Annotated in this window: 12 protein-coding genes; all 12 read right to left on the bottom strand. The window is 34.4% G+C overall.

Annotation, left to right across the window (positions count from 1 at the left end):
• On the bottom strand, window positions 1–1,846 hold a 1,846-nt coding region (fbl, locus tag HMPREF3267_RS01525; RefSeq protein WP_070866790.1), incomplete at its 3' end, for an MSCRAMM family fibrinogen-binding adhesin Fbl.
• 210 nt (window positions 1,847–2,056) lie between these two features.
• A complete protein-coding gene (locus HMPREF3267_RS01520; RefSeq protein ID WP_002478280.1) occupies window positions 2,057–2,839 on the bottom strand; it encodes a phosphatidate cytidylyltransferase in 783 nt (260 codons plus the stop codon).
• Window positions 2,840–2,852: 13 nt separating this feature from the next.
• Window positions 2,853–3,614, bottom strand: coding sequence for an isoprenyl transferase (locus HMPREF3267_RS01515; RefSeq protein WP_002478281.1), 762 nt, complete (start codon window positions 3,612–3,614; stop codon window positions 2,853–2,855).
• A 261-nt stretch (window positions 3,615–3,875) separates the two neighbouring features.
• Window positions 3,876–4,430, bottom strand: coding sequence for a ribosome recycling factor (frr, locus tag HMPREF3267_RS01510; protein ID WP_002459286.1), 555 nt, complete (start codon window positions 4,428–4,430; stop codon window positions 3,876–3,878).
• 84 nt (window positions 4,431–4,514) lie between these two features.
• Complete coding sequence (gene pyrH, locus HMPREF3267_RS01505; protein ID WP_002459287.1) at window positions 4,515–5,237, bottom strand: UMP kinase; 723 nt, start codon at window positions 5,235–5,237, stop codon at window positions 4,515–4,517.
• Window positions 5,238–5,373: 136 nt separating this feature from the next.
• A complete protein-coding gene (gene tsf / locus HMPREF3267_RS01500; protein WP_002459288.1) occupies window positions 5,374–6,252 on the bottom strand; it encodes a translation elongation factor Ts in 879 nt (292 codons plus the stop codon).
• A 183-nt stretch (window positions 6,253–6,435) separates the two neighbouring features.
• The gene (gene rpsB, locus HMPREF3267_RS01495) at window positions 6,436–7,224 is read right to left on the bottom strand and encodes a 30S ribosomal protein S2 (protein WP_002459289.1); all 789 of its coding nucleotides are present in this window, start codon (window positions 7,222–7,224) and stop codon (window positions 6,436–6,438) included.
• Between the two features lie 218 nt (window positions 7,225–7,442).
• Window positions 7,443–8,216 carry a GTP-sensing pleiotropic transcriptional regulator CodY gene (gene codY, locus HMPREF3267_RS01490; protein WP_002459290.1) on the bottom strand — a complete coding sequence of 258 codons (774 nt, stop codon included), beginning with the start codon at window positions 8,214–8,216 and terminating at the stop codon, window positions 7,443–7,445.
• A 21-nt stretch (window positions 8,217–8,237) separates the two neighbouring features.
• Complete coding sequence (gene hslU, locus HMPREF3267_RS01485; RefSeq protein ID WP_002478282.1) at window positions 8,238–9,641, bottom strand: ATP-dependent protease ATPase subunit HslU; 1,404 nt, start codon at window positions 9,639–9,641, stop codon at window positions 8,238–8,240.
• Between the two features lie 46 nt (window positions 9,642–9,687).
• Window positions 9,688–10,230 carry an ATP-dependent protease subunit HslV gene (hslV, locus tag HMPREF3267_RS01480; RefSeq protein WP_002459292.1) on the bottom strand — a complete coding sequence of 181 codons (543 nt, stop codon included), beginning with the start codon at window positions 10,228–10,230 and terminating at the stop codon, window positions 9,688–9,690.
• On the bottom strand, window positions 10,231–11,124 hold the full coding sequence (gene xerC, locus HMPREF3267_RS01475) for a tyrosine recombinase XerC (protein ID WP_002459293.1): 894 nt from the start codon (window positions 11,122–11,124) through the stop codon (window positions 10,231–10,233).
• 131 nt (window positions 11,125–11,255) lie between these two features.
• The gene (gene trmFO, locus HMPREF3267_RS01470; protein WP_070823892.1) at window positions 11,256–12,563 is read right to left on the bottom strand and encodes an FADH(2)-oxidizing methylenetetrahydrofolate--tRNA-(uracil(54)-C(5))-methyltransferase TrmFO; all 1,308 of its coding nucleotides are present in this window, start codon (window positions 12,561–12,563) and stop codon (window positions 11,256–11,258) included.
• Between the last annotated feature and the right edge of the window lie 35 nt (window positions 12,564–12,598).

The following is a 12,598-nucleotide window of genomic DNA, read 5'->3' as shown; positions in this document are numbered from 1 at the left end:
CACTATCGGAGTCCGCATCGCTGTCGGAGTCTGCATCACTATCGGAATCCGCGTCACTATCGGAGTCCGCATCGCTGTCGGAGTCTGCGTCGCTATCGGAATCTGCGTCGCTATCGGAGTCCGCATCACTATCGGAATCTGCATCACTGTCGGAATCCGCGTCACTGTCGGAGTCTGCATCACTATCGGAGTCCGCATCGCTGTCGGAGTCTGCGTCGCTATCGGAATCTGCATCACTATCGGAATCCCCCGGTTGATCCGGTATTACAGGTTTATCTATACCGTCACCATTACCACTTCCTGCATGATATTCTACTTCATTATCCCATGCCATAGAAACTCTAGTGAAATTAGAATCGTAACCATATAATGTTGAACGTAAATACAAATTGCCATTACTATTCGGATCAACATGACCATTAATAACAACTACGTATGGAGAATTAATTTGATCATCTTCAGTATTAAAGTTGATTTGATATATTCCTTTTTCAGGGAAAGTAATTTTGACGTCACTTGTAACATCTTCATAATTTGATGGATCAACATAATAGCTGTCTGTTAGATGCGCTTTTTCTTTAACTTTATAAACTTTTATTGATGTATTCTGCTCATCTATAATTACATTACTATTGGTACCCGGTATTGAACCGCCTCTTAAATAAGGATCCACTACAGTATCACTACTAGGATTTACATATACGGTTTGTCTATATGTGTTATTCACCTTATCAATTTGATCAATAGTTCCTTTGATTGACAAGTTACGAAACTCTCCATACTTTTCATAATCAACTGTCACAGTTTTCTTTGCAGTTGTTTGGCCAATAGATGTCTCTAAATTCACTTTACCCGTATGTGTTACATTTTTAGGATCAATATACCCAGGAATTGATATCTGTCCTGTAATATTATTTTTATTTGTTACATAATCTGTAAACGTATAAATTAAATTTCCTTCTTCATCGATTGTCCCAGTAGCTAATATTTGGTCACCTGCCATAATATTAGGTGCTTTAGCAGTAGCTGTTACACCATTTAAGTTTAATGCTTGAGGAATAGTAATTTTAATACTATCTCCTGCTTGAACATCATCTGGGGCTTGGAAACGATAATTTAAATTTACATATTCTGCTTTATGTGGGTAAATCGTATCTGCCGCTTCAATTGTCGCTGTTACATTTGAGAGTTTATTCGATATGTCTGAAGTCTGAGTAACGTTATTATCTGTATTTGTTGCTTCAACTTTTGCTAATCTTCTTACTTGATGATTATTGTTGTATGTTACTGTGGATGTATTTAGGTGACTGTTACGTGGTTGATTTGAAGACTGATTGTCATTGGTTGCTACTTGGGATAATACGTTGTTATTACCATCTTGCTTATAATTTGTTTTGGTTTGTGTTGTTGCATCATTGTTTTCCTGAGTTGTTTGATTGCTAGTAGTTGTATCTTGTTTCGTTGCAGGTGATACATCGGTGGATGTATTTAAAGTAGAGTTATTGTCTAGTGCTTCAGTGGCTTTATTTACTGTACGATGGCTGTCGCTTATTTCATTTATTGCTTGTGCCTCGCTATTTACATTGTCAGACTGAGTTATTTGTTTGTTCTGCGTTGTTGCTTCCTGATTTGATATTTCATTATTATAATTATTATCATCTTGAGTGTCACCAGTAGCATCATTATTATGCTGTATTTGTTGTTTTGACAAATTACGCTCCACTTCTTCAGCTTCAGCTTCTTTAGTCATTAACATTGTCAGACCAATAATACTACCTACCAGTATGGATGATACGCCAAATTTATGCTTCCGAATTGAAAACTTTTCTTTCTTTGTTAGTTTCATTTAATCTCTCCTTTGATTGATATGATTATGCCCCTAATTTAAACGTGTACTAATAATTGTATTATTTATAGAATAAGACTTTAATTAACGTTTATGCAATAAGATAGCATTATACAGGCAAATTTCAATAAAATCAATTATTAAGTTTTTGAATATACACAAAAAATGACTCATTTTACACTATCATATAAAATGAGCCATTTCCAAAATTTAAATTTGAATAAGCAAAATATTTAATAAAGGTAAGACAAACATAAAACTATCGAAACGATCTAAAATACCACCATGTCCTGGTAAAATTCTTCCTGAATCCTTTACACCAAAGTGTCTTTTAAAACCAGACTCAACTAAATCTCCAAGTTGACCAAACATACTTAATATAATGGTGATGAGCAAGATGAGCCAAATATTCATGTTAAAATCCACAAAGAATATCATAACTAACGGCACGATTAAACTGCTAAATAATCCTCCAATAAAACCTTCAATTGTTTTATTTGGACTGATAACCGGCCATAATTTATGCTTTCCTAATAATTTCCCAAAAATATATGCACCTGTATCTGTAAGCCAAACAACTAAGAATGCATAGAGTATGAAATGTAAACCTTCTGAACGCGTTTCATAAAAATACATGAAACCAATGCCTACATAGGCAACTGACATTAAACAAAATGCTGCATCCATAAAACTAAATCGATTCTTTGATAAAACAGTATAGCTTAATAAGATAAAACTCATTGCAATTAAACTTCTGAGTTGAATCATTTGAACCCATGCTCCCGCATCTTGCGGTAACATGATAATTATTAAAGCAATAGCACTAAAAATGCCTGGAATAGATAAAAACTTTATCATATTCATATTGAGCAATTCTTTCAGCGCAATCAACGCTAATAAGAATGCAAATAACATGAGAATAAATCCACCCTTTAATAAAATGGGCAGAAATATAAGTAATGCAATAATTGCCGTCAGTGTTCTAACTTTCATAAAAGACTCCTTACTATAATCCTCCAAACCGTCGTTGGCGAGATTGATATATTTTTATGCACGATTTCAATTCTTGCTCATCAAAATCCGGCCATAACTTTTCATTAAAAATAAATTCACTGTATGAAACCTGCCAAATTAAGAAATTACTGATCCGTTGTTCTCCAGAAGTTCGAATTAATAATTCAGGTTCTGGATATGATTTAGTCATTAAATGACTTGAAATCATATTTTCATTAATACTTTCTTCATCTAAACCTTGAGCTTGAAGTTCTTTATAAATTGCTTTCACACTATGTACAATTTCTGCTCTCCCACCATAGTTAATCGCAAAAATTAATCTTAATCCTGTATTATGTTCTGTTTTAATTTTGGCTTCATTAATAGCCTTTATCGTAGACTCTGGTAATCCTTCCATAAATCCAATCGTTTCTACTTTAACATTCTTTTCAATCAACTCTGGCAAGAATGTTTTTAAAAAATTAACAGGTAAACTCATAATATAGTTAACTTCACTTTCAGGTCTAGACCAATTTTCTGTTGAAAAAGCGTAAAGTGTTAAATACTTAATACCAAGGTTATTGGCTTCTCTTGTTATTTTTTTGATTGTTTGCATACCTTCATAGTGGCCTTTTATACGCGGCATCTTTCTCTTTTTAGCCCATCGACCATTCCCGTCCATGATAATTGCTACATGTTCAGGTATATTACGCATGTCTAAATCAATATCATCTGTTATCTCAATCTTATTTCTATTTATTAGCTTCTTGAACATGGTCTTTCCTCCGAGCCTGATCATCTCTGTAGTATTATAAATATCATTATATAAGAAATCATCTATCATTTTATCATACTCATTCATGGCATTGAATAAGCAAATAGAAAAACTGTACCAAAGTCTGATGCAATATTTCTCTAAAAAAGGTACATTTCTTGTTAAACCTCAAGTGAAATAACACATGCAGCTTGATACAGTTAAGACTCAGACTATTCGTGTTTATATCTAATTTTTGTAATAAATCTGTTGAAATTAGTTTTAAACAGACATAATATCTTTTTCTTTGTCTCCAACTAATTGATCAATTTCTTTGATTGAATCATCCGTTGCTTTTTGTACATCATCACTTTGACTTCTTAAATCATCTTCAGTGATGTCGCCATTTTTTTCATCTTTTTTCAATTGATCATTAATATCACGACGAATGTTACGGATTGATACTTTTGCATCTTCTCCAACTTTTTTAACATCTTTAACTAATTCTTTACGACGTTCTTCAGTTAATGCAGGAACTGTGATACGAATCACTTCTCCATCACTTGTAGGGTTTACACCCAAATTCGCAGCGATAATTGCTCTTTCAATGTCTTTTACCGATGTTTTATCATACGGGGAAATCACTAATAAACGTGCTTCAGGAACATTAATGCTGGCTAATTGTTGTACAGGCGTAGGTGCACCATAATAATCAACTGTCACACCGTTTAAAAGATTAGAGTTTGCTCTACCTGCATTAATATTCGCAAGTTCACGAGATAAATTTTCAATTGATTTGTTCATTCTTGCTTTTGTATCTTTAATTATGTCAGCCATTTTTTTACACCTCAAAGTTTTCGACTATAATATTATATACTTCACTATATATACTATATGCCATTTATTAAAATTTCAATATGATTATTTTGTTATTAACGTACCAATTTTCTCGCCCATTACTGCGCGCTTAATATTGCCTTCTTCCATAATGGAGAATACATTTAATGGAATATTGTTGTCCATACAGAATGACGAAGCAGTAGAATCCATAACTTGTAATCCTTCTTGTAACATTTGAATATGTGTTAAATGTTCATATTTAACTGCATTAGGGTCAACTTTTGGATCAGCAGAATATACGCCATCCACGTTATTTTTGCCCATTAAAATAACATCTGCTTCAACTTCAGCAGCACGTAAAGCTGCGGTTGTATCAGTTGAGAAGTATGGATTGCCGATGCCAGCAGCAAAGATGACTACCCGCTTCTTCTCAAGGTGTCTAATTGCTCGACGTCTAATATAGGGTTCAGCTACTTGTTTCATCTCAATGGATGTTAATACTCGAGTATCACAATCAAGTTGTTCTAAACTATCTTGCAAGGCAAGTGCATTCATCACAGTTGCTAACATACCCATGTAATCTGCTGTACCGCGATCCATACCTAAGTCGCTACCTGTCTTACCTCTCCAAATATTTCCACCACCAACAATGACTGCAATTTCACAATCCATTTTGGCAACTTCAGCTACTTGCTCAGCAACACTTTTAATGATAATTGGATTAATGCCAAAACCTTTTTCACCAGCTAGTGCTTCACCACTTAATTTTAATACGACACGTTTATATTTAGAAGTTTGAGTCATTTTTTTGTCCTCTCCATTAAAAAATATGTAACAGATACAAGTAAAGAAGACACGGTCGCGTCTTCTAAAATAAATATAATCATTTATATTTAGAAAACCTCAAAGGTGCCTTCTTCCTTGTAAACTTTATGACGGGTTATTTCATTTGTCCTTTAACTTCGTCAGCAAAGTTTTCTTCACGTTTTTCCATGCCTTCGCCTACTTCATAACGTACGAAGTCAACAAGTTTTCCACCTTTTGATTTTAAGAAAGCTTCAACTGTTTGATCTGGATCTTTAACGAAGTTTTGATCAACTGCACAAATTTCTTGAAGATATTTACGTAAACGACCTTCGACCATTTTTTCAACGATATTTGCTGGTTTACCTTCATTTAATGCTTGTTGCTTTAATACTTCTCTTTCATGATTGATTTCATCTTCACTAACTTGTTCAGAAGAAACATATTTAGGGTTAATAGCAGCAATGTGCATTGCCACATCTTTAGCTGCTTCTTCATCTGTAGAACCTTCAACTACTGATAATACACCAATGCGTCCACCCATGTGCAAGTATGCACCAAATGCATCGTTATCTGATTTTGATTTTACTGCGAAACGACGGATGCTTAGTTTTTCACCAATTGTTGAGATTGCTTCTTTCATTTTTTCATCAACAGATTGACCATTTGGTAATTTAGTTTCCATTAATGCATCTACTGACTCAGGTTTAGTATCAAGAATTTGATTAGCAATTTCTTTTACTAATTCTTGGAAACCTTCGTTACGTGCTACGAAGTCTGTTTCAGAGTTAATTTCAACGATAGCTGCTTCATTGCCTTTAACTTCAACATGTACTAAACCTTCTGCAGCGATACGGTCTGCTTTTTTAGCTGCTTTAGCAATGCCTTTTTCACGTAAGTAATCAATTGCTTTATCGATGTCACCATCAGTTTCAGTAAGCGCTTTTTTACAATCCATCATACCAGCGCCAGTTCTTTCGCGTAATTGTTTAACAAGTTTTGCTGAAATTGCCATTCATTATTCCTCCAATATTTTCATTGTAATAATCAATATACTTAAATATTACCATTATTAGTAGTGATATTTCCAATACTCTATTGTCATTTAAATATTTTTTCACTTTACTGCCGACTCAATCAATTTGATTTGAAAAAAAGGTGATAAGCATCACATCTTATCACCCATTTAAACTATTTCTTAGTTTGATTCAACAGAAGTGTTTTCTTCAGTTGTTTCTGCATCTTTAGCTTCTTCTTTTTCATCTAAATCGATGTTTTGCTCTGCAGCTACTTCTTCATTAGATACACCTTGTTGACCTTCTAAGACAGCATCAGCCATTTTACCAGTTAATAACTTAACGGCACGAATCGCATCATCGTTTGCTGGGATAACGTAATCAATTTCATCAGGATCACAGTTAGTGTCAACAATACCAACGATTGGAATATTTAATTTACGTGCTTCAGCAATCGCATTGCGCTCTTTACGAGGGTCAACAACGAATAATGCTTGAGGCATTGATTTCATATCACGGATACCGCCTAAGAATTTGATTAAACGGTCATATTCTTTTTTAAGTTCAACAACTTCTTTTTTAGGTAAAACGTCGAATAAACCATCTTCTTCCATCTTTTCGATTTCAGAGATACGTTTAATACGTTTAGAGATTGTTTTATAGTTTGTTAAGATTCCACCTAACCATCTTTGGTTAACGTAGAATTGTCCAGCACGTTCAGCTTCTGCTTTCACTGATTCTTGTGCTTGTTTTTTAGTACCTACAAATAAGACTTTACCGCCATCTTCAGATACTTGTTTAATGAAGTTATAAGCTTCTTCAACTTTCTTCACTGTTTTTTGTAAGTCAATGATATAAATACCATTTCTTTCAGTGAAGATATACTTTTTCATTTTTGGGTTCCAACGGCGTGTTTGGTGACCGAAGTGAACACCAGCTTCTAACAATTGTTTCATTGAAATAACTGCCATGTTTCATTTCCTCCTGTTTGGTTATTTACCTCCATAACAAACTAATATAAAGACAATCCTCGGATTGCACCCTTTATATATTCATTTATTATGTGTGTATTGGCTTTATAGCCGAAAATTAATATATCATAAATAGTACGTCAAAGCAATACTTGAGTACATATTTTGACATTTTAAATTTATCATATTGTGTATGACTTCCTTACTAATACGTTACTTTATTTATTTCGCTCTAATTCATCAAGAAATTTTTCTTTTTTAACTTTAATAAATGTACCCTTCATTCCTAAGGATCGAGATTCTATGACACCAGCACTTTCAAGTTTACGTAATGCATTGACAATAACTGAACGTGTGATGCCTACTCTATCTGCTACTTTAGATGCGATTAATAATCCTTCATTTCCGCCTAATTCTTCAAAAATATGTTCAATAGCTTCTTTTTCAGAATAAGATAAAGAATTGATAGCCATATTAATTGCTGCTTTATCACGCGCTTCTTTTTCTACTTCATTGTGTTTCTCACGTAAAATTTCCATACCAATGACTGTTGCAGCATATTCTCCTAGAACCAAATCGTTTTCATTAAAGTCATCTTTAACTCGACCTAAAACAAGCGTCCCAAAACGTTCTCCCCCACCTAATATTGGGAAAACAGTTGTTCTGCTATTAATAAATGTTTCTCTATCTTCTGGTGGGAAAACAGTCAACACGTTGTCTATATCTATATTAGATTGTGTTTGTTTTACTTCCATAAGTTGCTCTGTATATTCTTCTGGGATATGTTTGCTTTCTAACATTTGATTAATGCGTTCGCTTTTTAATAACTCATTTAAACTTGAACCTAATATCTTACCTCTTCGTGATACTATAAATACATTGGTTACAGTCACGTTACTAATCGTTTGTGCAACATCTTTAAAATCAACTGCAATACCTTTATGTTTTTGTAATAATGTGTTTAACTCTCTCGTTTTCGATAATAAGCTCATAATTTTTCTCCTTTATATATATTATAAAATAAATGCACTTAAATCTTTGTTTGTTGAAATAGACTTCAATTTTTCATCCACGTATTGCGGTGTAATATCGACGACTGCATTAGGCATATTTGGTGCTTCAAATGATAAATCTTCAAGCATTTTTTCTAAAATTGTGTGTAAGCGACGTGCACCAATATTATCCGTATCTTGATTAACTTGATACGCAATTTCTGCCAATTTCGTAATTGCTCCATCTGTAAAGTTAACAGTTACTTCCTCAGTTTTCAATAATGCTTCATATTGTTTAACTAATGAAAGTTTAGGTTCAGTTAATATACGATAGAAATCATTAACCGTTAAACTTTCGAGTTCTACTCTAATTGGAAAGCGTCCTTGTAATTCTGGAATCAAATCGCTAGGTTTAGAGACATGAAACGCGCCAGCACCAATAAAGAGCATATGTTCAGTATTAACAGTACCATATTTAGTTTGAATCATGCTACCTTCAAGTATTGGTAAAATATCTCTTTGGACGCCTTGACGAGAAACATCTTGGCCACTACTTTGATTATTTGTAGCTACTTTATCAATTTCATCAATGAAGATAATCCCCATCTGTTCTGCAAGTTCTATTGCTTCTTGATTGGCTGTTTCTTGGTCGATAAGTTCATCGGCAAAATCATCGGCTAGAATATTTCTTGCTGTTTTTACTGGCACTTCTCGTTCAACCTTTTTCTTAGGCATCAACTGATTCATCATGTCCTGCATTTGTTGATTTTGATTTGTACCAAGCATTCCTAAGGCCCCAGGATCTTGCTCTACTTTAATGCGCACCTTTTCGTCTTCGAGTTTTCCTGCTAGCAATTGCTGTCTTATTTCAGAGCGTTTAGTTTTAATTTCTTCTGTTGGTGGTTCTTCCTCATCTTCTTGGTTATTTCCAAAATTTGGAATGGCACCACCAAAAAGATTTTCTAAAGGATTATTGCCTTGTGCTGCTTTCTTCTTCATACTTGGAACTAGCAATTTAACTAATTTATCATTTGCTTTGGCCACAGCTTCATCTTTAACCATGGCTTTTTTTTGATTTTTAACTAATCTAACTGCTACGTCTACTAAATCTCTGACCATGCTTTCAACATCGCGTCCCACGTAGCCAACTTCAGTAAATTTTGTTGCTTCTACTTTGATAAACGGGGCACCAACAATTTTAGCCATGCGCCGAGCAATTTCCGTTTTACCCACACCAGTTGGCCCAATCATTAAAATATTTTTAGGCGCGATTTCTTGTTTTGTTTCTTCATCTAATAAACTTCGTCTGTAGCGATTTCTTAAAGCAATGGCTACTTTTCTTTTAGCATCATCTTGACCGACGATGTATTCATTAAGTTGAGAAACAATATCTTTGGGTGTAAGTTTAATCCCATTTGTATCCATTTTGTTACCTCCATCAATTTAACTCAAATCATGTGTAGTATTATTTTTATAGTGTTTCAACAATGATATTATCATTAGTAAAGACGCAAATGTCAGATGCTACTTTAAGACTTTCATAAGCCATTTCTTTAGCAGACAAATGTGCTGCATGGCGTTTTAATGCGCGACCAGCACTTAATGCGTAATTGCCACCTGAACCAATCGCAATAATGTCATCATCAGGTGCAATAACTTCTCCTGTACCACTCACCACTAAAATGCCACTTTTATCCATAACAATCAACATTGCCTCTAATTGGCGTAGTTGTTTATCACCACGCCATTCTTGGGCAAGCTCAACAGCTGCACGTTCTAAATTACCGCTAAATTGTTGTAATTTAGTTTCGAATTTTTCAAATAAGGTAAAGGCATCCGCGACACTTCCAGCAAATCCTGCTAAAACTTTATCATCATATAACCGTCTAACTTTTCGTGCTGTTTGTTTCATGATGACTTGTTGCCCTAGCGTCACTTGGCCATCCCCAGCCATTGCTGCTTCACCATTATGTCTTACAGCATATATTGTTGTTGCATGTATTGATGTACTCATTTAATTACGCTCCTTTTTTGCTCTAGGATGAGCATTTAAATACACTTTTCGTAATTGATCTTTTGAAACATGTGTATATCGTCCTGTCGTCGATAAATTAACATGTCCTAATAAAGACTGAACTGTCCGTAAATCTGCGCCTTGATTAAGCAAATGCGTTGCAAAGGTATGGCGTAGTTTATGAGGGTGTATGTCTGTAACACCCGCCGTACGTTTTACAATATCATTTAACACATAGCGCACACCACGTTCAGTTATCGGTTGTCCATTCATATTTACTAATAAAAATGGATGGTCATTCTGTTTTACAGGACCAAATTCTAATAAGTATTGTTCTATGCTTTGCTTACAAAACTCTCCAAAAGGAAGAAAACGCTCTTTGCTCCCTTTTCCTAGCACTTTAACTCCTGGCAATGTTAAATCAATGTCCATTTTCTTAATATGGACAAGTTCTGAAACACGCATTCCAGTAGAATAAAGCAATTCTAATATTACTCGATCACGTAATCCCTTTTTAGCATCGTGTAATACCGTTTCAAAAAGTGCATCCATTTCTGCCTCATAAAAAAATTGTGGTAAGTACTGCTCTTTTTTAGGGTGTACTAACTGCACAAATGGATTAATAACAGTTTCGTCCTGTGTCATCCAATATTCATAGAACGAACGCAACGTCGAAATTTTGCGTGAAACTGTTGTTCTTTTCAAATTTTTATTATACAAGTAGCTCAAGTAATTTCTAGCATCTTTATATTCAAACGTTGATAAAGTCAACATCTCTTGTGCTAAAAATTCATTGAATTGCATCAAATCATCATGATAGGACTTAATCGTATGGTCGGAGAAATTTCTTTCTACTTTTAACATATATAAAAACGCTTTCTGAATCTCGTTCAACAAAAATCCCCTCCATCATATGCATTGTAGCATATTACATGAAGGGGGCTAAAATAATTTGATATTTTATTCAAAATTTTTTGAGAATTTGTCAAAATTAGTTTACAATTTAAGACTTGTTTTTGTATAAATTATAATGTTTTTTTATACTTTTCAAGATATTCTAATGCACGGTTTGCAAGTGTTTCATACCGCTCTTTTTTATCTTTTATACGCTTTTCAAGCACCGGCAATAAGCCAAAATTAGCATTCATTGGTTGGAAGTTTTTGTCATTTTTCGCATGAGAAATATAATAAGCCATGCTACCAATCATCGTTTCTCTAGGGAAAATCACTTCACCTTTTGCAAGTAATTTATGTGCTAAATTGACGCCAGCAACAAGACCACTCGCCGCACTTTCAACATATCCTTCAACACCAGTCATTTGACCAGCAAATTGTATGTGTTCATTCCCAATAAGTTCATATTTTTCATTGAGTACATCTGGCGAATTAATAAAAGTATTTCTATGCATTACACCATATCTTACAATTTCAACATTTTCTAACCCTGGAATTAATTGAATAACCTCTTTTTGTGCGCCCCATTTCAAATGCGTTTGGAACCCTACAATATTGTAAAGCGTTCCTGCGGCATCATCTTGTCTAAGTTGCACAACTGCAAATGGGCGTTTCCCAGTCTTAGGATCTTCTAACCCAACCGGCTTCATTGGACCAAATAGTAATGTTTTACGCCCACGTTCTGCCATAACTTCAAATGGCATACATCCTTCAAAATATTTTTCTTTCTCAAATTCATTAACTGGCGCAACTTCTGCTGCTAATACCGCATCATAAAAACGGTTGAATTCTTCTTCAGTCATCGGACAATTTAAATAAGCAGCTTCACCTTTGTCATAACGTGATTTTAAGTATACTTTGTCCATATCAATTGAATCTTTTTCAATGATAGGTGCAGCAGCATCATAAAAATAAAGTTGATCTTTACCAGTTATATTAACGATTTCTTGCGCTAAACTTGAAGTTGTCAATGGTCCGGTGGCAATAATTGAATGCCCGTCAGGAATTTGTGTTATTTCTTCATTTAATACAGTTACATTGGGATGACTGCGTAATGCGTCGGTAACATAACCAGCAAAATCATGTCTATCTACTGCTAATGCACCCCCAGCAGGGACTTTAGCCTGATCCGCTGCTTTAATTATTAACGAATCAATCCTTCTCATTTCTTCTTTTAACACGCCTACCGCATTTGTTAATGCATTTCCACGTAAAGAATTGGAACACACGAGTTCAGCAAATTTATCTGTATGATGCGCTGGTGTTTGTTTCACTGGTCTCATCTCTATTAAATTGACATTAATCCCGCGTTGGGCTAATTGATACGCAGCTTCAGAACCTGCAAGTCCAGCACCAATCACATTGACTGTTTGTGTCATTTCAATCCTCCTATTTTAGCCATACTTTATTCTTA

The organism is Staphylococcus sp. HMSC62D11 (genome assembly GCF_001839145.1).
Lineage (GTDB): Bacteria > Bacillota > Bacilli > Staphylococcales > Staphylococcaceae > Staphylococcus > Staphylococcus lugdunensis.
This window is presented reverse-complemented; position numbering and strand designations above follow the sequence as displayed.

Coding starts and splice junctions, on each gene's coding strand:
- hslV (WP_002459292.1), bottom strand. CDS start 10,230: ATGAGTACATCAATACATGCAACAACAATATATGCTGTAAGACATAAT.
- codY (WP_002459290.1), bottom strand. CDS start 8,216: ATGAGCTTATTATCGAAAACGAGAGAGTTAAACACATTATTACAAAAA.
- HMPREF3267_RS01515 (WP_002478281.1), bottom strand. CDS start 3,614: ATGTTCAAGAAGCTAATAAATAGAAATAAGATTGAGATAACAGATGAT.
- hslU (WP_002478282.1), bottom strand. CDS start 9,641: ATGGATACAAATGGGATTAAACTTACACCCAAAGATATTGTTTCTCAA.
- trmFO (WP_070823892.1), bottom strand. CDS start 12,563: ATGACACAAACAGTCAATGTGATTGGTGCTGGACTTGCAGGTTCTGAA.
- frr (WP_002459286.1), bottom strand. CDS start 4,430: ATGGCTGACATAATTAAAGATACAAAAGCAAGAATGAACAAATCAATT.
- rpsB (WP_002459289.1), bottom strand. CDS start 7,224: ATGGCAGTTATTTCAATGAAACAATTGTTAGAAGCTGGTGTTCACTTC.
- pyrH (WP_002459287.1), bottom strand. CDS start 5,237: ATGACTCAAACTTCTAAATATAAACGTGTCGTATTAAAATTAAGTGGT.
- tsf (WP_002459288.1), bottom strand. CDS start 6,252: ATGGCAATTTCAGCAAAACTTGTTAAACAATTACGCGAAAGAACTGGC.
- HMPREF3267_RS01520 (WP_002478280.1), bottom strand. CDS start 2,839: ATGAAAGTTAGAACACTGACGGCAATTATTGCATTACTTATATTTCTG.